At 64.8% G+C, this 19,276-nt stretch carries 22 protein-coding genes and 1 pseudogene; 13 read left to right on the top strand and 10 right to left on the bottom strand.

Annotated features, from left to right (window positions below):
- Nucleotides 1-89: 89 nt before the first annotated feature.
- A pseudogene (locus tag JX552_RS34275) lies at nt 90-308 on the top strand (transposase); the annotation flags it as partial.
- Nucleotides 309-1,144: 836 nt separating this feature from the next.
- Here the strand turns inward: JX552_RS34275 and JX552_RS23790 are convergent.
- The 3 genes from JX552_RS23790 to JX552_RS23780 form a co-directional block, all read right to left on the bottom strand.
- Nucleotides 1,145-1,432, bottom strand: coding sequence for a WXG100 family type VII secretion target (locus tag JX552_RS23790; protein ID WP_205874289.1), 288 nt, complete (start codon nt 1,430-1,432; stop codon nt 1,145-1,147).
- 28 nt (nt 1,433-1,460) lie between these two features.
- Nucleotides 1,461-1,763 (bottom strand): WXG100 family type VII secretion target, encoded by a 303-nt coding sequence (locus JX552_RS23785; RefSeq protein WP_205874288.1) that lies wholly within the window; start codon nt 1,761-1,763, stop codon nt 1,461-1,463.
- A gap of 95 nt (nt 1,764-1,858) precedes the next feature.
- Complete coding sequence (locus tag JX552_RS23780; RefSeq protein ID WP_277396006.1) at nt 1,859-2,950, bottom strand: PPE family protein; 1,092 nt, start codon at nt 2,948-2,950, stop codon at nt 1,859-1,861.
- Between the two features lie 744 nt (nt 2,951-3,694).
- Between JX552_RS23780 and JX552_RS23775 the strand changes: the two genes are divergently transcribed.
- Both JX552_RS23775 and JX552_RS23770 read left to right on the top strand, forming a co-directional pair.
- Complete coding sequence (locus JX552_RS23775) at nt 3,695-4,843, top strand: NAD(P)H-binding protein (protein WP_205874286.1); 1,149 nt, start codon at nt 3,695-3,697, stop codon at nt 4,841-4,843.
- The gene (locus JX552_RS23770; RefSeq protein ID WP_205874285.1) at nt 4,840-5,565 is read left to right on the top strand and encodes a CPBP family intramembrane glutamic endopeptidase; all 726 of its coding nucleotides are present in this window, start codon (nt 4,840-4,842) and stop codon (nt 5,563-5,565) included. The genes JX552_RS23775 and JX552_RS23770 overlap by 4 nt, the downstream gene beginning before the upstream one ends.
- A gap of 4 nt (nt 5,566-5,569) precedes the next feature.
- On the opposite strand, the gene JX552_RS23765 is transcribed toward JX552_RS23770, so the two are convergent.
- Both JX552_RS23765 and JX552_RS23760 read right to left on the bottom strand, forming a co-directional pair.
- Nucleotides 5,570-6,973 carry a DUF2867 domain-containing protein gene (locus JX552_RS23765; RefSeq protein ID WP_431195889.1) on the bottom strand — a complete coding sequence of 468 codons (1,404 nt, stop codon included), beginning with the start codon at nt 6,971-6,973 and terminating at the stop codon, nt 5,570-5,572.
- Nucleotides 6,974-7,020: 47 nt separating this feature from the next.
- Nucleotides 7,021-7,830 carry an enoyl-CoA hydratase gene (locus tag JX552_RS23760; protein WP_205874284.1) on the bottom strand — a complete coding sequence of 270 codons (810 nt, stop codon included), beginning with the start codon at nt 7,828-7,830 and terminating at the stop codon, nt 7,021-7,023.
- A gap of 116 nt (nt 7,831-7,946) precedes the next feature.
- On the opposite strand from JX552_RS23760, the gene JX552_RS23755 reads away from it, so the two are divergent.
- Together JX552_RS23755 and JX552_RS23750 are read left to right on the top strand one after the other, a co-directional pair.
- Nucleotides 7,947-9,023, top strand: coding sequence for a CaiB/BaiF CoA transferase family protein (locus tag JX552_RS23755; RefSeq protein WP_205874283.1), 1,077 nt, complete (start codon nt 7,947-7,949; stop codon nt 9,021-9,023).
- Between the two features lie 42 nt (nt 9,024-9,065).
- On the top strand, nt 9,066-9,818 hold the full coding sequence (locus JX552_RS23750; protein WP_205874282.1) for a 3-hydroxyacyl-CoA dehydrogenase: 753 nt from the start codon (nt 9,066-9,068) through the stop codon (nt 9,816-9,818).
- Nucleotides 9,819-10,045: 227 nt separating this feature from the next.
- Here the strand turns inward: JX552_RS23750 and JX552_RS33490 are convergent, their stop codons facing one another.
- Nucleotides 10,046-10,177 carry a hypothetical protein gene (locus JX552_RS33490; RefSeq protein WP_156166572.1) on the bottom strand — a complete coding sequence of 44 codons (132 nt, stop codon included), beginning with the start codon at nt 10,175-10,177 and terminating at the stop codon, nt 10,046-10,048.
- A gap of 258 nt (nt 10,178-10,435) precedes the next feature.
- On the opposite strand from JX552_RS33490, the gene JX552_RS23745 reads away from it, so the two are divergent.
- From JX552_RS23745 to JX552_RS23735, 3 genes are read left to right on the top strand one after another with little or no spacing between them, the layout of a single operon-like run.
- On the top strand, nt 10,436-12,799 hold the full coding sequence (locus tag JX552_RS23745) for an MMPL family transporter (RefSeq protein ID WP_205874281.1): 2,364 nt from the start codon (nt 10,436-10,438) through the stop codon (nt 12,797-12,799).
- Between the two features lie 7 nt (nt 12,800-12,806).
- Nucleotides 12,807-13,493 (top strand): TetR/AcrR family transcriptional regulator, encoded by a 687-nt coding sequence (locus JX552_RS23740; RefSeq protein WP_205878648.1) that lies wholly within the window; start codon nt 12,807-12,809, stop codon nt 13,491-13,493.
- Between the two features lie 2 nt (nt 13,494-13,495).
- A complete protein-coding gene (locus JX552_RS23735; RefSeq protein ID WP_205874280.1) occupies nt 13,496-14,125 on the top strand; it encodes a class I SAM-dependent methyltransferase in 630 nt (209 codons plus the stop codon).
- A gap of 131 nt (nt 14,126-14,256) precedes the next feature.
- Here the strand turns inward: JX552_RS23735 and JX552_RS23730 are convergent, their stop codons facing one another.
- Both JX552_RS23730 and JX552_RS23725 read right to left on the bottom strand, forming a co-directional pair.
- Nucleotides 14,257-15,117, bottom strand: a complete 861-nt coding sequence (locus tag JX552_RS23730) for an endonuclease domain-containing protein (protein WP_205878647.1) — start codon at nt 15,115-15,117, stop codon at nt 14,257-14,259.
- 118 nt (nt 15,118-15,235) lie between these two features.
- Nucleotides 15,236-15,958: an NAD-dependent deacylase gene (locus JX552_RS23725; RefSeq protein ID WP_205874279.1), complete on the bottom strand. Its 723-nt coding sequence runs from the start codon at nt 15,956-15,958 to the stop codon at nt 15,236-15,238.
- A 37-nt stretch (nt 15,959-15,995) separates the two neighbouring features.
- On the opposite strand from JX552_RS23725, the gene JX552_RS23720 reads away from it, so the two are divergent.
- The gene (locus JX552_RS23720; protein ID WP_065050128.1) at nt 15,996-16,361 is read left to right on the top strand and encodes an Rv1152 family transcriptional regulator; all 366 of its coding nucleotides are present in this window, start codon (nt 15,996-15,998) and stop codon (nt 16,359-16,361) included.
- Here the strand turns inward: JX552_RS23720 and JX552_RS23715 are convergent.
- Nucleotides 16,358-17,185, bottom strand: coding sequence for a class I SAM-dependent methyltransferase (locus tag JX552_RS23715; protein ID WP_205874278.1), 828 nt, complete (start codon nt 17,183-17,185; stop codon nt 16,358-16,360). The genes JX552_RS23720 and JX552_RS23715 overlap by 4 nt on opposite strands.
- Complete coding sequence (locus JX552_RS23710; RefSeq protein ID WP_205874277.1) at nt 17,182-17,697, bottom strand: DUF1697 domain-containing protein; 516 nt, start codon at nt 17,695-17,697, stop codon at nt 17,182-17,184. Before JX552_RS23710 ends, JX552_RS23715 begins: the two co-directional genes overlap by 4 nt.
- Nucleotides 17,698-17,752: 55 nt before the next feature.
- Here JX552_RS23710 and JX552_RS23705 point away from each other — a divergent pair, with 55 nt between their 5' ends.
- The 4 genes from JX552_RS23705 to JX552_RS23690 all read left to right on the top strand — a co-directional run bounded on the left by JX552_RS23705 (nt 17,753) and on the right by JX552_RS23690 (nt 19,243).
- A complete protein-coding gene (locus JX552_RS23705; protein WP_205874276.1) occupies nt 17,753-18,196 on the top strand; it encodes a PPOX class F420-dependent oxidoreductase in 444 nt (147 codons plus the stop codon).
- Nucleotides 18,197-18,239: 43 nt separating this feature from the next.
- Nucleotides 18,240-18,431, top strand: a complete 192-nt coding sequence (locus tag JX552_RS23700; RefSeq protein ID WP_205874275.1) for a DUF5302 domain-containing protein — start codon at nt 18,240-18,242, stop codon at nt 18,429-18,431.
- Nucleotides 18,432-18,518: 87 nt separating this feature from the next.
- The gene (locus JX552_RS23695) at nt 18,519-19,100 is read left to right on the top strand and encodes an HhH-GPD-type base excision DNA repair protein (RefSeq protein WP_205874274.1); all 582 of its coding nucleotides are present in this window, start codon (nt 18,519-18,521) and stop codon (nt 19,098-19,100) included.
- Nucleotides 19,097-19,243 (top strand): DUF1059 domain-containing protein, encoded by a 147-nt coding sequence (locus tag JX552_RS23690; RefSeq protein WP_205874273.1) that lies wholly within the window; start codon nt 19,097-19,099, stop codon nt 19,241-19,243. Before JX552_RS23695 ends, JX552_RS23690 begins: the two co-directional genes overlap by 4 nt.
- The last annotated feature ends 33 nt before the right edge of the window (nt 19,244-19,276 follow it).

Here is a 19,276-nt window from a genome sequence, read left to right as displayed (position 1 = left end):
CCTTGCGGCCGGGCTTATCGGGCAGCACCCGCGATGCCGTTGAGGCCTACCTGACCTTCGTGTTCATGGCACTGGCCCGCAGCCGCGAAGTCGAACTCATCGACGTCCGACTGACCGCGTTCGCGGCCCGCCCACCTACCCTGCGGCGATGAAGACCTGCTAACTGATCGCGCAGACCTGACCGCCTACCTGCGGTTCCCGCCCTTAACGTCAGCGCCGTACTTCGGCACTCGAACTTCATCGGACGCGCCTTCGGTGAAACTCGCCGCTGCACAAAGGTTATCGGCCGCTTCCCCGGCGAAACCAGCTGATTCAGCTTCAGCTGGGCCGTACTCGACGGGTCTGCTGCAACGATCCGTTGACAGCACCCGCCCCACACCACCGTCTGCTCACACTAACTGAACGGTATTGCATTTGGGGCGCCTAGACCGAGGCGGCTGCCCAGGGAGGTGCGTTCGTCGGGGGTTCGGGCCTGGCTCTGGGACTGGAGATCCCGATCACCCGCGTTCATGTCGTTGACAGACGTCTCTGGAGCCGGAGGCGGGCCCGTGCTGCTATCGATACCGAGCTGCGTCGGTAAATGGCCACTACCCGAAAGGCTACTCGTGGCGGCCTGCATGAACTGGGGCAAGCTCTGCGCGAGAGGAACGACTGCCGCGACCGCGGTGGCCGGAAGCGCCGACGACGAACCAAGCTGCGATGCCATCTGGGAGCACTCGGCTGTCATTTTGCCGGGTTGCGGCGACGCGGCGTTCAGCTGACTGAGCGCATGCCCCAGCTTCTGATCAATTCCGGCATATATGGCGGCCGCGCTAGAAATGTTTGATCCCGCCTCCTCAAAGGCCTTCCTGGCGGCAGCCAACCCGTCAGTCACCGGCGATTCTATACTCGGCAAGACAGAATCGATCGCCGCAGCAGCCGGATGCGTTCCGGTCACTGCCGCGGGTTCCGGAGCAACCGGGAAAGCCATGCGTTTTAAAGTATTTGCCGCGGCGCTTAGAGCGGAAGTATCAACGGATAGGACTGTCGTCATCTCACGTCTCCTATGCGACTCTAGCGTGAAAAGTGGTATTGCCTGGCGGACGATACGAGTTGAAAAACGGAGCGAGCAACCGCCACTCCCGCCCGGATCTTCTCCGCCAAGCTACGTGAACATTGCGCTTACCGCTGACTCGGTTTGCGCCATCGCTTGGCCCGATTCACTAATCGCTCGAGCTAAGCTTTGCAGAGAGGAGTTTAATTCGTTGGCGGTATTGTCCCATCTCTGCTGGACCGTTTGATAGCTTTCTGAACCGGTTCCACCCCAGGCTGCAGCGAGATTCGTGAGTGACTTCTTCCCATCTTCGAGCAGGCCTTGGGCCATTTGAAAATATCCGAGGATTTCACTTGCGCCTACCTCGATGCCGGCGAAGTTCCAGTGCTGAGTTGTCATTGCTTGACCTTGTCTGTCTGCGGAGGGATCAGAACTGCATCTGTGCGGCGAGCGTTCGATGCTGTTCGTCGTCGGCTGCGGCGTAGTGCCTTCCGGCGGCGTGAATGTTCGTCGAGATTTCGTTGAGCTCTTCGATTTGCTTGATGGCCGCCGCTTGGAAGCGACGCAGAGCGGCCTGCGCGGCGGCACCCGCCTGGCCATGCCACTGGCCGGCCAACGAACTCGATGTCGACTCAACCCTCGCGATCACGCTCTTGAGGTCGCTGGAGATGCGTTCGAAGCTTCTTGCCTCCGTAGCGAGGACCGCGGCATCCGTTGTCAGCTCTGCCATGCTGGACTCCCTTCTTTTATTTCTAGGTGTGATGTCGCTATGCGACGGTGAGTCTTCCGGCGCGGATGGCCGCGAAGTTTTTCAAGTGGCGGCGGTTACCAGTCCTCGTAGCGATCGTCTAAGTACTGTTCTGCGTCGTTTGGCGCGTCGTCGAGTTGTTCGGGTAACGCCATTACCGGGCGGGAATAAGCGTTGGAATGAGGGGAGTGGCCCTTAACGCCGAGTGGGGCTGCGGCGCCTACCGCAGCCGACTCGTCGCTGGCGGCGGCAGGCGCTACCTCGGACCTAGCCGACCCATTGATCAGGTCGGCCATCTGCGATGTTTGGGCTAACGACCCGCCGGCGCCAGGCAAAGAGTCCGCGCGTATCAGTCCGGCGCCCACGCTGGGGCCCGCTCCACCAGCCAAGGGATGGTTGGACAGCGGACTGACCTGGAGCATGCCCGCCTGCGCGACTTCCTGTGCAACATGGCCGCCACCGAAGTTGACTACCGGGCTGGACATTGATCCCGCTTCGTGAAGAGGCTGGATCAGCTGCGTAATTGAACAGCCGGCTTGCGAGGCGATCTGGGTTGCCGCTTGCTCGAGCGGCAACGCGCTATCCGCGATACCGGATTTAGGCGCTGCTGCCGCAATCTGCGCAACAGCGCCGACCAGTCCATTCCATTCCGTGCCGCCCGCAACGATCTGCGGCATCGCCTCAAGCTTCTCGAAGCGCGTGTTGGCAGCGGTTTCCGCCTCATACACTTCCATTGCCGCCGCGGCCTGATTCCACAAGTGGACGAAATAGTCCATTTCCTTGAGTGCCAACGGCACCGCGTTGATACCGAAAAAGTTAGTGACACTGAGGATCGCGTGAGTGATGCGGTTAGTCGCAATTTCGGGCAGCGACGGCGTTGTAGCCAACGCCTGTGTGTACGCTGTGGCCTGCGCCGCGGCCTGCTTCGCCCGCAGTTTCGCTTGTGTTGAGGCGGCTTCTAGCCAAACGACCATCGGCATCGCGGCGGCAATCGCGCGTTCGCTGCTCGACCCAATCCAGAGTTCGCCGAGGGAATGCAGGTGTCGGGCTAAGCTGAGAGCTTGAGCGTCGAGCGCCGCTGCGAAGGTCTCCCAGCCGGCGGCGGCTTCCAACATTGGTGCTGGGCCTGCGCCTGCCATGAGCCGCACGGTGTTCAGCTCTGGTGGCATCGCGTGCCATATCACGGTTACAACCTCCGTCTTTGCGTCGATTTCGCGATTCGATCGTTACATCAAGACTTGTATGTATGCGTCTTTTTTGAACCGGCTTAGAATCATTGTTAATTCGGTGAAGCTAACAAGCAAGCGTTGACCAGCCGAATTGCCAAGCAAGCGTTGACCAGCCGAATTGCGATGCAAATGTCACGCTGGGCATGACTTAGTTTGAACGGCCGAAATCCGCCGATGGGCCATCCGACTTCTACGCTGCGATTCGGTTGGCGTTACGGTGAATGTTGACGATATTGCCGCGTTCGGAATTCCATGTTCTTCACATTGAGGATGCTGCGGGATGGGTCAAACTCGTCACTATCACATCGCAGTGAGCAAAGGCGCGTTTGGTTTCCTTTCGACATGGTCCCCGGCTAATAAAAAGCACGTTACGCAGCCAGGAGTGGCAGCGTCCAGTACAAGGTTGTGAACATAATGTTGTCTTTCCTGCAACTATTGGGGTGGCCTTCGTGCGGGAAGTGCACCGGTTTCGAGTAAGAAGGGGTCGTATCGCGAGGCCAGGAATTGTGCATCCGCTGACGGCGCGTCTTCGACGCCGTGCAGGCCTTCAATCTCCCAGGCTCTAGCTAGCTGACGAAGCGTGCCGATTCGTAGTGACTGCATATTGGGTACCCCCGGATGACAGCTCCGCTGCTGCGCAGTTGTGTGTTCCGTGAGTCGCCCCAAGACAGTTAGGTTGAAACTATGCAAATTCTGGTGACAGGCGCCACCGGCTATGTGGGTTCACGCCTGGTCACGGCGCTACTCGAGGATGACCACGAGGTGGTGGCTACCAGCCGAAACCCAAATAGCCTCAAGCGCTTTGGATGGTCAGATGACGTCAAGGCGGTCAAGCTGGACGCCTCGGATCCGGACTCGGCGCGTGCGGGCTTCGAGGCGGCCGGGCCGGTCGACGTGGTCTATTACCTGGTACACGGCATCGGCCAGGCCAATTTCCGCGAAGCCGACAACGCTTCGGCCGGCAACGTCGCCGCCGCGGCTCGCGATGCCGGCGTGCGCCGCATCGTCTACCTGGGCGGATTCGTGCCCGACGACGGAACGCTGTCCGAACACCTGACCAGCCGGGCCGAAGTGGCCGAATCCCTGATGGTGGCGGACGGTCCGGAGTTGGTGTGGCTGGGCGCGGCGCTGATCATCGGAGCCGGGTCGACCTCGTTCGAGATATTGCGCTACGTCGGCGACCGGTTCCCTTTCATGCCGATGCCGAGCTGGATGCACAACCCCCTCGACCCGATCTCCATCCGCGATGTGCTGCACTACCTGGTGGCCGCGGCTGACCCGGCCCTGGTCCCGCCCGGCGCCTACGACATCAGCGGTCCCGAAACCACGTCGTACCGGGACCTGCTCAAGCGATACGCGCGCATCTCCGGCAGGTGGCACGCCGCATGTCGCGTCCCAGGCATCGACACCTCGATGGCGTCGCTGTTCGCGGCGCTAGCGCTGCCGGTTCCCCGAGGACTGGCCGGCGACCTGGTGGAGTCGCTGGACCATCCGATGCGGGCCTCGGGCAGTGGCCTGCAGAACACGGTGCCGGACCCGCTGGGCGGTCCGATGGGCATCGACGAGGCGATTTCACTGGCCCTGTCCGGACATACCGAGCACCCGCCGCGCCCGGTCAGCGCGCTGGCCGACCCGCATCACCTCGCCGACACCGATCCGGTCTGGGCCGGCGGGGACGCGTTGCGCATCCGGCGGCTCGCTCGGACTGTCACGCCGCCTATCGTGCGGCCCACCCTGCGACTGGTTAACATCGTCCCCGGCCCCCTTGCCGGTGCGTTGCGTACCAGCCTGGACATCCTGCTAACGCTCACCCCGAGGATCCGCACGGCATGACCCAAACTGACACCCCAGAACGCACCAGCGCTTTTCACGAGATCCGCCGCGCGATGGTCAACGTCGCCGTGCCGCATCACGAACCACCCGGGGTGGTGCTGCGCCGGCGCATCGTCGTCGCGATCACGCTGGTGCTCGGCGCGGCGATCCTGGGCGTCTCGCTACGGACCCGGCCGGGCGAGGCCAGCTTCTACTGGCTGACGCTGTCGCTTGCGGCGGTTTGGTTGCTCGGTGCGTTCGCCTCCGGACCGCTGCATCTGGGTGGGATCTGCTGGCGCGGCCGCAACCAGCGCCCCGTCATCACCGGCACCACGATCGGTCTGATCCTCGGCGGCATCTTCGTGGTCGGCGGCATGATCGTCCGCGAGATCCAACCCATCGACGCATGGATCAGCCGTGTGCTGCAGTACGCACACCAGGGGCCGTTCCTGCTGATCGTGCTGATCACGGTGGTCAACGGGGTCACCGAAGAGGTGTTCTTCCGCGGCGCGCTCTACACCGCGCTGGGCCGGCATCACCCGGTGGCCATCTCGACGGTGTTGTACGTCGCGGCGACCATGGCCAGCGGGAACCCGATGCTGGGCTTCGCTGGGGTGATCCTGGGAACCGTGAACGCATTGTCGCGGCGCGCCACCGGCGGTGTGCTCGCTCCGATGCTGACACACTTCGTGTGGGGTCTGATTATGGTGCTGGCGCTGCCGCCGATGTTTGGAGTCCTCTAGGCCCCTAAAGGCCGCTGCCGACGTCGCGGGCCAGCTTACGAAGCTCAGCGGTGTGCAGCGGGCGGAAGAGGAACCAGTACAACCGGCCGGGGATCCCTCGGGGGTAGAAGATCGCCCGTTGCCTGTACTCGCTCGTGCCGTCTGGGCACGGCGTCGTCGTGACCTCCAGCCACGCCTGCCCGGGCGCGCGCACCTCGGACCGCAGCCGCAGTTCGGCGCCCGGCTCGCTCTGCGCCACGCTCCACCGGGTGGGTGATTGCCGCCGCCGCGGCGCCAACGGGAACGAGTACCACCGGCCTCGGTTCGCGGCATGCTCCGCCGCTTTGCACAACTCGCCCGGCGCGGCCGAGGTCACGGCTGTCTGTACATCGTCGAAGATGATCTCGCCGGCCCAGTCCGGGTCGCTCGGCAACAGCTCGGCCGGCTCGGACTCCAGCGACTCCCAGGTGGGATCGGGTAATCCGGCGAACGAGCGACTGAGTGCCACGGCGACGGCACGGCGGTAACCCGTCAGCCCGCCCGGCGGTCGCTCGATGATCGAGTCGATGTCGGAGTTGTGCATCACCGCGTCGCACTCCAGGGACTCGATCAGGGGCCGGGCCAGACCTGGCGGGATCGGCGTCACAGTGCCCACCCACAGGCTCGCGATCGTCGGTGTCAGGAACGGCAACACGATCAGATAGCGCTTGTGCAGGCGGGCTACCTCGGCGTAGATCCGCATCATGTCGCCGTATTCCAGCACGTCGGGACCGCCGATATCCCAGGTGCGCGATGACGGGACGGGCACCGTGGCGGCCGCGACGAGGTAGTACAGCACGTCGCGCACCGCGATCGGTTGAATCTTGTTGTGCACCCATTTCGGGGTGGTCATCACCGGCAGCCGGTCGGTCAGATGCCGGATCATCTCGAACGACGCACTGCCGGACCCGACGACCACGCCGGCCTGCAGCACGACGGTCTCGATCCCGGATTCGATCAGGTGATCTCCGACCGCCTTGCGCGAGCGCAGGTGCGGGGAGAGTTCCTTGTTCTCGGGATGCAGGCCGCTGAGGTAGACGATCCGGCGCACCCCGGCTTGGCGCGCGGCCGTCACGACATTGCGTACCGCGCGGTCCTCCTCGGCGGCGAAGTCTTTCGCGCCGCCACCCATCGAATGCACCAGGTAGTAGACGACGTCCATCCCGTCGAACGCCTCGATCAGGGATTCGACGTCGCCGAGGTCTCCGCGCGCCACCTCGACGTCCGGCCGCCATGGCACCCCGTCCAACTTGCCGGGGTTTCGTGCCAGCGCACGCACGCGATGTCCTTCGTCCAGCAAACGCGGCACCAGCCGCGCGCCGATGTAACCGGTCGCTCCGGTCACCAGGCAATGAATCGGTTCAGCGGCCACAGCACCCCGTTCGTTCACGTTGACCAATTATTCGGAGTAGACGCAAGAACGGATTGGTAATCCTGTCAGGCGTCGGTGAAATCGGGGGCGCGGCGTTCCTGGAACGCTCTGACTCCCTCTTTGAAGTCGGGCGCCTGCAACAGGTCGCGTTGCCCGCTCAATTCCCGCTCGAGGGCGGGACCGAGTTCGGTCAGCGTGGCTTCGTTGATGGCAGCCTTGGTCTTGGCGAATGCCACCGCTGGTCCGGTCAGCAATCGCGAAACTACTTTCTCCACTTCGGCGTCGAATTCCTCGGCAGGATAGACCGCGCTCACCAGGCCCCATGACAGCGCCTCGGTGGCCGTGAGCCGCTCGGGTAGCAACGCCATCCGCAGGGCCCGGATGCGGCCGACCGCCGCGGCGACCAGAGCCGACGCCCCGCCGTCGGGCATCAAGCCGATCTTGGTGAACGCGAGAATGAAAAACGCATTCTCCGAAGCCAACACGACATCGCAAGCCAAAGCGATGGACACCCCCACGCCGGCCGCGGGCCCCTGCACGACGGCAACCACCGGGCGCGGCAGCGTGGTGATCGCCCGGATGAGGCGGTTGATCTCCAGGATGATCTCGTCCGGCGTGACTCGGCTGCCGGCCGTGTCGCCGGCGCTGATGCCGGCCCCAGAGCTGAATCCTCGTCCGGCGCCACCGAGTCGCACCACCCGGACGGCCGGGTCGGTGGCGGCGGCTTCCATCGCGTCGGCGAGGCCGGTGAGGACCGGAGTGATCAGCGAGTTGAGGCTGTCGGGCCGGTTAATCGTCAGCGACAGCACGCCGTCGGTCAGCGCGACGTCGAGCCCCGGGACACGGGCGAGAGCGGCAATTCCAGATTCGGACATGCGATTTACAGTAAGCCTGGGGAGGCGACCCGGATTGCGTGGGCGGTTGTGGTGGCTGCGAAGATGCAATCAACCGGTTGTTAGGGCGTCAAAGCGGACGAAAGGTCGGTGCACCCATGGCGGGACCGCTGCAAGGTTTACGTGTCGTCGAACTGGCGGGGATCGGGCCGGGCCCGCACGCCGCCATGATCCTGGGCGACCTCGGCGCCGACGTGGTGCGGGTGGACCGTCCCGGTCCCGGCGGTCCGGTGAAGGACGCCATGAGCCGCAACCGCCGGATCGTTTCGGCTGACCTCAAGTCCGACGTGGGCCGCGAGCTGGTGCTGAAGCTGGTCGCCAAGGCCGACGTGCTGATCGAGGGTTACCGCCCAGGGGTCGCCGAGCGGCTCGGTCTCGGCCCGGAGGACTGCGCGAAGGTCAACGAGCGCCTGGTTTACGCACGAATGACCGGCTGGGGCCAGACCGGCCCTCGCAGCCAGCAGGCCGGTCACGACATCAACTACATCTCGCTGAACGGCATTCTGCATTCCATCGGCCGGGCGAATGAGCGGCCGGTGCCGCCGCTGAACCTGGTCGGCGACTTCGGTGGCGGCTCGATGTTCCTGCTTCTCGGCATTCTGTCGGCGTTGTGGGAACGGCACGGCTCGGGCAGGGGGCAGGTGGTCGACGCCGCGATGGTCGACGGGTCCAGCGTGCTGGTGCAGATGATGTGGCAGATGCGGGCCTCGGGCCTGTGGACCGATGCGCGCGGCACCAACATGCTCGACGGTGGTGCGCCGTACTACGACACCTACGAATGTGCCGACGGTCGTTATGTCGCGGTCGGCGCGATCGAGCCGCAGTTCTACGCCGCGATGATCGCGGGCCTGGGGCTGGACGCCGCGGCCTTGCCGCCGCAGAACGACGTCACGCGCTGGCCCGAATTGCGGGCGCTGCTGGTCGACGCGTTCGGCAGCCGCGACCGCGACCACTGGGCCAAGGTTTTTGCCGACTCTGACGCGTGCGTGACGCCGATCCTGGCGTTCGGCGAAGCGCACACCGAACCGCACATCGCCGAGCGGAACACGTTGTACGAGGTGGACGGCCATCTGCAGCCGATGCCCGCCCCGCGGTTCTCCCGCACCCCGGCCGATACGCCCCGCTCGGCGCAACCGGTGGGCGACATCGAAGCGATCCTCGCGGACTGGGTATAGTCCCAACCAACCAGTAGGTTGGGAAATGAAAGGAATACTCGCGTGGAGATCAGGGACGCCGTCGCAGTCGTCACCGGAGGGGCATCCGGCCTGGGACTGGCCACCACCAAACGGCTGCTCGACGCCGGGGCGCACGTCGTGGTGTTGGACGTGCGGGGCGAAGAGGCGGTGGCCGCCCTCGGCGACCTGGCGCACTTCGCGCAGACCGACGTCACCGACGAGGACGGCGTCGCCAAGGCGCTGGATCTCGCCGAGTCCCTGGGCCCGGTGCGCATCAACGTCAACTGTGCCGGCATCGGCAACGCGATCAAGACGCTGTCCAAAGACGGGCCGTTCCCGCTGAAGGGCTTTAAGAAGGTGGTCGAGGTCAACCTGATCGGCACCTTCAACGTGCTGCGCCTGGCCGCTGAGCGGATCGCAAAGACCGAGCCGCTAGGGGGAGAGCGGGGCGTCATCATCAACACCGCATCCGTCGCCGCCTTCGACGGCCAGATCGGCCAGGCCGCGTACTCGGCCTCCAAGGGCGGCGTCGTGGGCATGACGCTACCGATCGCCCGGGATCTGTCGCGCGAGCTCATTCGCGTGGTGACCATCGCGCCGGGATTGTTCAAGACCCCGCTGCTGGGTTCCCTGCCCGAAGAAGCGCAGAAGTCGCTGGGCAAGCAGGTCCCGCACCCGGCCCGGTTGGGTGACCCGGACGAGTACGGCGCGCTCGCCGTGCACATCATCGAGAACCCGATGCTCAACGGTGAGGTGATCCGACTGGACGGCGCCATCCGGATGGCGCCGCGCTGAAAGCCCCTCGCCGAGCCTGCATTGTGGTCAGAGGCTTACTTCGTCGCACTTTCGCTGCAGATTTTCAGGCTCGGCGACTGCCGAGACTCCCAGTCCCAAAAACCGAAGAAGCCCCCCGCAATCGCGGGGGGCTTACATCGGAACCACTAGGTGGCTATCGACGAAACCATCGGGAGACGGTGGGTTCGGCCATCAGTAGTCGTGCTATTACGCCCATGGTGTTTACCTCAGCTTGCTGTCGGCAGGGGTTGCCAGTCTTCGAACTGCTCCGAGGTCTCACCTTCGACGAGCATGTCGCCGTGGTAGAGAGCTTCGAAGTCAGCCTTGATGACGTCGGCACTCGAGTCGTCGATCCACATGACATTGAGCGTAAGAGCCTGCATTAAGGAATCCGTGAGTCACGGTTCGGAAAATGGTGGCAATTCTTACCGGTGGGTAGGGTGCGCCGCGAAGCGCGGGGATACCCGATTTGCGCCCCGTTGAACCATCTCCCACCTGCACTCGTATCCCTGCTGGGGTCTTGTTTGACACTTGTAAGTTAGCGTTGCTAAGTTAGCGCCGATAGCTGTGCGATAGCCCGGGATGGCGCGCGGCCAGCGGCCGGAGGGGGACACGACATGCTGCAGGGGATCGCACGACTGGCCATCGCGGCCCCACGACGAATCATCGGGATCGCACTGCTGGTGTTTGTCGCTGCCGCAATCTTCGGCATCCCGGTTGCCAACAGCCTCTCCCCGGGTGGTTTTCAGGACCCGAACTCAGAGTCGGCGCGCGCCATCACGCTGCTGACCGACAAGTTCGGGCAGAGCGGTCAGCAGATGCTGATCCTCGTCACCGCGCCCGGGGGAGCCAGTAGCGATCAGGCCCGCAGCGCGGGCACCGACCTCGTCGACCAGCTCAAGAAGTCGCCGCTGGTGTTCAACGTCACCTCGGCCTGGACGGCGCCGCCGGAAGCCGGCGCCGACCTCATAAGTAAGGACGGTAAGTCCGGCCTGATCGTCGTCAACCTCAAGGGCGGCGAAAACGACGCGCAGAAGAATGCCCAGACCCTGGCCGATCAGTTCGTGCACGACCACGACGGTGTCACCGTCCGCGCGGGTGGCTCGGCCATGGAGTACGCGCAGATCAACAAGCAGAACCAGGCCGACCTGCTGGTCATGGAGATGATCGCGATCCCGTTCAGCTTCCTGGTGTTGGTGTGGGTGTTCGGCGGGTTGTTGACAGCAGCGCTACCGATGGCCCTGGGCGCTCTGGCGGTGGTCGGATCGATGTCGGTGCTGCGGTTGGTCACTTTCACCACCGAAGTGTCGATCTTCGCGCTGAACCTGAGCACCGCCCTGGGACTGGCGCTGGCCATCGACTACACCCTGCTGATCATCAGCCGCTACCGCGACGAATTGGCCGAGGGCTGCGACCGCGAACAGGCGCTGATCCGCACGATGGCCACTTCCGGGCGCACCGTGCTGTTCTCAGCTGTCACTGTGGCGTTGTCCATGGCCGCGACGGTGGCCTTCCCGATGTACTTCCTCAAGTCATTCGCCTACGCCGGGGTGGCGACGGTGGCCTTCGTCGCGACGGCCTCGATCGTGGTCACCCCGGCCGCCATCGTGCTGATGGGTTCGCGGATCGACGCGTTCGATGTGCGACGTCTGCTGCGCCGGGTCTTCCGGCGCTCCGAACCGGTGCACAAGCCGGTTGAGCAGTTGTTCTGGTACCGCTCCAGCAAGTTCGTGATGCGCCACTGGCTGCCGATCGGTTCGGCCGTCGTCGCGCTGCTATTCCTGCTCGGGCTGCCGTTCTTCTCGGTGAAGTGGGGATTTCCGGACGACCGGGTGCTGCCCACCTCGGCGTCGGCGCATCAGGTGGGCGACCAACTGCGCGACAACTTCGCGCGCGACTCGGCGACCGCCGTGCCCATCGTCGTCCCCGACGCCCGCGGCCTGACGTCGGATGACCTCAGCCGGTACGCGGCCGGCCTGTCCCTGGTAACCGACGTGTCGGCGGTCTCCGCCCCAACGGGGACGTTCATCGGTGGCCGGCCGTCGGGCCCGCCGGTCGCGGCCACCGGGATCACCGACGGCAGCGCCTTGCTGACCGTGAGCAGCACCGCGCCGCTGTTCTCGCAAGCCTCGGACAACCAGCTCAAACGGCTGCATCAGGTGGCCGGGCCGGGCGGGCGCAGCGTTGAGATGGCCGGCGTCGCGCAGGTCAACCGGGACAGCGTCGACGCGGTGACCGACCGGCTGCCTCTGGTCCTGGGGTTGATGGCCGCGGTGACCTTCATCCTGCTGTTCCTGCTGACCGGCAGCGTGGTGCTGCCGGTGAAGGCGCTGGTGCTGAACATGCTCTCGTTGAGCGCCGCGTTCGGCGCGCTGGTGTGGATCTTCCAGGACGGCCACCTCGGCGCACTGGGCACCACCCCGAGCGGGACGCTGGTGGCCAACATGCCGGTGCTGCTGTTCTGTATCGCTTTCGGGTTGTCGATGGACTATGAGGTGTTCCTGGTCTCCCGTATTCGGGAGTACTGGCTGGCCTCCGGGGCGGCCCGGCCCGCGAAACCCAGTCCAGCGCAGGCGCACGCCGCCAACGACGAAAGCGTGGCGCTGGGGGTGGCTCGTACCGGTCGGGTGATCACCGCGGCAGCGCTGGTCATGTCGATGTCGTTCGCGGCACTGATCGCCGCGCACGTGTCCTTCATGCGCATGTTCGGTCTGGGCCTGACGCTCGCGGTAATCGCCGACGCCACCCTGGTGCGCATGGTCCTGGTCCCGGCGTTCATGCATGTGATGGGCAGGTGGAACTGGTGGGCGCCCAAACCCCTGGTGTGGATACACCAGCGCTTCGGCATCAGTGAGGGCGGCTCCAGCGAAGAGCCTGCCGGGATTGCCGGCCACCGGGTGCCGAGTGAGGCCGACACCGCCATAATGCCGTCGCAGCGCAATGGACACGACGTCCACGCGTCGGTGACGCGCCGTGGTTGACGTCTCGGTGCACGGGCTGCGCCGCCAGCGCGCCCCACGCGGCTCGGGTGACCGGCTGCGTCACGAAATCCTGGATGCAGCAACGGAATTGCTTCTTGAAACCGGGCAGGCCCGGGCCGTCTCGATTCGATCGGTCGCGCAACGCGTCGGCGTCACATCACCGTCGATCTACCTGCATTTCCAGGACAAGAATGCGTTGCTGGATGCGGTGTGCGCGCGGTATTTGGCCCGACTCGACGAGGCGATGGAGCGGGCCGCAGTAGGGCACGCCGGCACCGTTGAGGTCCTCCGTGCCCAAGCGATGGTCTATGTGCGGTTCGCGCTGCAGACTCCGGAACTGTATCGGCTCGCCACCATGAGCGAGTGGCGCTCTGGGAGCAATGTCGATACGGCACTGGACAGTTCGGCGTTCCGGCACATGCGTGCCTCGGTCCAGTCGCTGATGGATGAGGGCGTCTACCTGACTGACGATCCGACCAGGATCGCCTTGGAGTTGTGGACCGCCGCGCACGGCGTGGCAGCCATTTTGATCGCCAAGCCGCACCTGCCGTTCGGCGACGTCGAGACGTTCGCACAGCGGGTTCTGGGCGCGGTACTGTGCGGTCATATGGTGGCAGGGCTCGTCGGCGCCGACGCGACGTCCCAGCGGTTGGTGGATTGGGTGCTCGAACAGCGCCCCGCGCAGGAGGCGTAGTGATGACCCCGAGCGTCGACAACCCCTTCTTTGCCCGGGTCTGGCCCGTTTTCGCCACCCACGAAGCCGAGTCGGTCCGCGCGCTGCGTCGAGAGAACCTGGCCGGCCTGTCGGGCCGGGTCCTCGAAATCGGGGCCGGCAGCGGAACCAACTTCGCCTACTATCCCGACGCCGTCACCCACGTACTCGCCGTCGAACCCGAGCCGCGGTTGGTGGATCTGGCCAGGGCGGCGGCGGCCGTTGCGCCGATTCCGGTAGTGGTGACCCACGAGACCGCTGAAGAGATCGGCGACGTGGAGCCGTTCGACGCCGTGGTCTGTTCGCTGGTGTTGTGCTCGGTGCAAGATCAGGGGGGCGTGCTGCGACGCTTGCATTCACTGCTGCGGCCCGGCGGGGAGTTGCGCTACCTCGAGCATATTGCCAGCGCCGGCGCGCGGGGCCGCCTGCAGCGGATCGCCGATGCGACCATCTGGCCCAAAATGTTCGGCAACTGCCACACCCATCGCGACACCGAGCGTGCGATCGTCTACTCCGGTTTCGAGGTGCGCACCGCGCGGCGGGAGTGGACGTTGCCGGCGTGGGCACCGCTTCCGGTATCCGAATTGGCGCTGGGTCGGGCGCACCGGCCCTAGTTTCGGCACCGAGTCTGCGCTGAGGGCGTCGGGGCTGCGCTGAGGGCGTCGAGTCTGCGCTGAGGGCGTCGGGCCTGCGCTGAGGGCGCCGTTCCGGCGTTTTGCGCGATCCCACAGCAGTCTCGTTGCCGTCAGCGCAGATTCGACTTCCGACATTCCAGTGCGTCGCGCACTCTGCCCATGATGTTGTCGGGACGATCGGTCATGGTCACCCGGACGACGATCCATCCCAGCCGTTCCAGAGTCTCCCGCCGGTGGTTGTCTTTGGTGTACTGCCAACGGTCGGTGCGGTGGTGTTCGCCGTCGTATTCAACCGCGACCATCAAGTCCTCCCAGCCCATATCGAGGTAGTACACCTTGCCCTCCTGCATGGTCACCGGAATCTGGGTGGCTGGGCGTGGTAGCCCTGCGCGTATGAGCAACAGCCGCAACGACGTTTCCTTCGGTGATTGGGAGCCCGTGTCGACGAGCCCCAGCGCCGTTTCCAACTGTCTGAGTCCCCGTGCGCCCGGGTGCTGCTCGGCTACGGTGTGCACCTCATCGGCGGTGATGGTGGTGGCACGCATCAGGGCGTCCAGGTTGGCGACCGCCGAGCCAAGCGGCGTACGACGGCCGATGTCAAAGGCGGTGCGTCGCGGCGTGGTGATCGGTAAGCCCGCCAGAAAGGCCCCCTCGCCGGGCAGCAGCTGCATGTCGTAGGTACGGACTCCGCGAGGTGGCCGCGCATTCCGCCAGATCAACTCAATCGGCAGATGTTCATCCACCCATTTCGATCCATGCCAGGCGGACGCCGAGAGCCCGGCGATCACACCCTCGCGGCGTGACCACAACCAAGCCGCTACGGTGCGCTGTCGCAACGTAAGGACTTCGTCGCGCGGGATGTAGACGTCGGGCAGGACCGCACGGTAGCGAGAACGCAACTGGTGTCGCCGCAGCTTCCCGCTCGTCACTGCCTCGCTGCCGAGGAATGGGAAAGACGGCTCCGCTCGCATCACGAGCCGCAGCATTACCGATGGTCAGGATGCAAGTCGACCGATCCGGCGACAGCGGGGCCCTACTGTGGACGAAATACGATCTGTGCGCAGGCTCGTCCCCGTAGCGCTGTTCGGGCTAGTTGAACAGTGCGGGCAACCGCTCCAGCAGCCCGGGCAACGCCTGGCTGGCCGACTCGCGCACACATAGTGTGGCGTGTGGCGACAACGGCGTGTCCTCGGGATTGACTTCTATCACTGCGGTGCCGCGGGCCAATGCCAGCTCGGGGAGCCCGGCTGCCGGATAGACGACCGACGAAGTTCCGACCACCACCACCACATCCGCGTTTTCGGTCGCATCGAGTGCGCTCTGCCACGGACCCTGCGGCAGCGACTCGCCGAACCAGACGATGTCGGGCCGGATCAGGCCGCCGCAGTGACACACCGGCGGCTCCACCTCGATTGCGGCCTCCGTCATCACCGGCAGCGGGTCGGTATATGGCAAACCACAACGCGCGCAGCGGAATTCAAAAAGGCTGCCGTGCAGGTGGTGTACCGCTGTGCTGCCCGCACGCTCGTGCAGGTCATCGACATTCTGCGTGACGACGGTGACGGCACTGACCTCCGCGTGTTGCTGCCACTGCGCGATCGCGCGGTGGCCCGCATTGGGTTGCACGTCAGCAACCAGGTAATGGCGCCACAGATACCAGCCCCACACCCGCTCGGGATTGCGCTCCCAGCCCTGGACGCTGGACAGCTCGTACGGGTCGAAGCGGGCCCACAATCCGTTCTTGTCGTCACGGAACGTCGGGACGCCGCTCTCCGCCGAGATCCCCGCGCCGCTCAGCACCGTCACTCGCATCCCACAAAGATAGCCGCGTGTGGGCAATACTGGTCATGTGGAGTTGCGCGATTTGTTGAAGGTCGATGTGAAGGCGGGCAAACCGATATTCGACCAGCTCAGAACGGGAGTGATCGACGGGGTCCGAGCCGGTTCGTTGCCGCCGGGCACCCGACTGCCGACGGTGCGCGACCTGGCGGGTCAGTTGGGCGTCGCCGCCAACACAGTTGCGCGGGCCTACCGCGAGCTCGAGTCCGCGGCAATAGTCGAAACGCGGGGACGCTTCGGCACTTTCATCTCACGGTTCGATCCGACCGATGCCGCGATGGCGGCGGCGGCCAAGGAGTATGTTGAGGTTGCCCGGGCGCTGGGGCTGACCAAGTCCGACGCCATGCGCTATCTCACCAATGTGCCGGACGACTAGAACTTCAAGAGCGTCAGATTCGGGCGCAGCGGGTCCAGCAGCGGTACGCGGTATATCGCCGACAGCGCGGTGTTGAAAATCAGCCCCCTGCCCTTCGGTAGCCGCACGTCGTGAACCGCGGTGACGCCCGGCACCGTTCGGGCGAGATCGGCCGCCTCAGCGACCGAAAGACTGAACGGCATGGCCGGCACTTTGTAGCGCAGCGAAGTGCGGATGCCCAGTCTGCTCCACAGGCTGAACCAGCGCGGCGGCAGGTCGAACAGCATCTGGCCGCCCGGAAATCGCTTCGCGCACTGGGCGATTAGCTCTAGCGATTGTTCGGGTTGCAGATACATCAGCAGCCCCTCGGCGGTGATGAACACCCCGTTCGAGGGATCCAAAGAGTCTATCCAGCTGTAGTCCAGCGCCGACTGGGCCAGGACCGAGATCCGCGGTGACGACGGCAGCAGGCGCTTGCGGATGTCGATGATGGGTGCTAAATCCACTGTCAGCCAACGGAATTGACTCTGAGGAAGAGAGGCTTCCAGGCGCCAGAAGCTGGTTTGCAGACCTTCGGCCAACGCCACCACGGTGGCCGCCGGGTGCGTGCTCAGATATGAGCGGGCGGCGGCGTCGAAGGCTTGCGCCCGGATTGCAATGTCTTGGCGGGTGGGGCCGAACTTGGCGAAGTCGAAATCGATGGAGTCGACCAGCGCGACGGCCATCGGGTCGTCAATGAGCCGATCGTCGCCCCGGCGCGCCTCGGTGGCACGGGCGTTGAGCGTCAGTAAAGCGGTCTCCGAGACGCCGGTGAGAGCGACCTTATGTGTTGGGGTCTTGCTCACGAGAGCACCTTCGCCAGGGTGCGCAGATTGCGCGACGTGGTCGAGGACTTGTAGCGCTTCATGCCCATCGTCTTGCCGATAGTGCTGTCCAGGGTGCCGCCCTTGGGCACCTGCCAGTAGATGACGCCCTCGCCGCGCTCAATCTTCTCGTCCGGGCCGGGGCGAAGCTGTGCTAATTCGTCGAGAATGTCGGCGTCGGTCACGAAGGTGACGTAGGACTGCTGGCCGTCGACGTCGCGATCGAAGGGATAGGCCTCGTTGACGGCACGCACCGTGTCCAGGTCGTAAGCCAGCACCCAGGCGTCGTAGCCGAACCGTTCGCGCAACGCGGTCTCGGCCTTCTTGCGCACTGTCGCGACGTTCGCGGACGATTCCAGAAGCACATTGCCGCTGGCCAGGATGGTGCGCACGTTGTTGAATCCGGCGTCGGTCAGGGCGTCGGCCACTTCGGCCATCCTAAGATTGACCCCCCCGACGTTGACGCCGCGCAGGAATGCCGCGTACTTGGTCATGACCTGATTTCATCAGCCCGTCGGAGAAGGCCGCAACGCGACGTAGGCTTTCGGCATGGGACGCCACGTCTTCGACGACAAGCTGTTGGCCGTGATCAGTTGCAACAAGATCGGAGTGTTGGCCACCATCAAACGAGACGGGCGGCCTCAGTTGTCCAACGTGTCGTACTACTTCGATGCGCGGGGTTTGGTGTTGCAGGTGTCGATCACCGAGCCGCGCGCCAAAACCCGTAATCTGCGCCGGGACCCGCGTGCCTCGCTGTTGGTCGATGCCGATGACGGATGGTCCTACGCGGTCGCCGAGGGTGTGGCCGAACTGACTCCGCCCGCGATGGCGCCCGACGACGACACCGTCGAGGCTCTGATTGCTTTGTACCGCAACATCGCTGGTGAGCATCCGGACTGGGACGAATACCGTGAGGCGATGGTCACCGATCGCCGGGTGCTGCTGACGATGCCGATTTCGCATGTGTACGGCATGCCGCCCGGCAGGCGGTAGTAGATCTGTTCCGGCCCGCTGCGTCACCCGATAGGCTGCCGGTATGGCCGACACGAACCCCCCGGAATCGTCCGAAACCCCGGAGGACGACAACAAGCGCAAGTTCCGCGAAGCCCTCGAACGCAAGATGGCCAAGTCCTCGGGCGGCTCCGACCACCGGGAGGGAGGCGGCAAGCAGTCGCGGGCTCACGGTGCCGCCGGCAACCGTCGGGAGTTCCGTCGTAAGAGCGGCTAGCCGTCTAAAAAGATTGTGCACCAATTCTTTTGGGCGCTGAGTCGACGCTGACACGGTGCGGCGACGTGATCATTCTAGACTGACATCGTGCCGAAACTGCAGCTTGTTCAAGATCGCGCCGCCGACGCGTTGCTGGAGTCCAACCCCTTCGCGCTGCTCGTGGGGATGCTGCTTGACCAGCAGATTCCCATGGAGACGGCCTTCGCCGGCCCCAAGAAGATCGCCGATCGGATGGGCGGTCTCGACGCCGCTGAGATCGCCGACCACGACCCCGACAAGTTCGCCGCGCTCTGCTCGGAAAAGCCTGCGATTCACCGGTTTCCGGTATCGATGGCCAAGCGCATCCAAACGCTGGCACAGACCATCGTCGACCGGTACGACGGGGACACCGCGGCGTTGTGGACGGCCGGGGACCCCGACGGCAAGGAATTGCTGAAGCGGCTCAAGGCGCTTCCCGGGTTCGGCGAGCAGAAGGCCAAGATCTTCCTTGCACTGCTCGGCAAGCAGTACGGCGTGACGCCGACGGGCTGGCGGGCGGCCGCGGGAGAGTACGGCAAAGCGGGCACGCACATGTCTATCGCCGATATCGTCGATGCTGAGTCACTGGGACAGGTGCGGTCGTACAAAAAGCAGATGAAAGCGGCATCGAAAGGAAAGGCGGCAACGTGAAGACACACATAACGTGCCCGTGCGGGGAAGCCATCGTCGGTAAGGACGAGGATGAGTTGGTCGAAATGACTCAGGCTCACCTGGCCAGCGTTCACCCCGGTCTGGACTACGACCGGGACGCCATCTTGTTCATGGCCTACTGACGTAGCGCGCGCGAGCACGCGCGTGTGGACAAC

Origin of the sequence: Mycobacterium gordonae (assembly GCF_017086405.1) — a bacterium.
In the GTDB taxonomy this organism is placed as follows: Bacteria; Actinomycetota; Actinomycetes; order Mycobacteriales; family Mycobacteriaceae; genus Mycobacterium; species Mycobacterium gordonae_D.
This window is presented reverse-complemented; position numbering and strand designations above follow the sequence as displayed.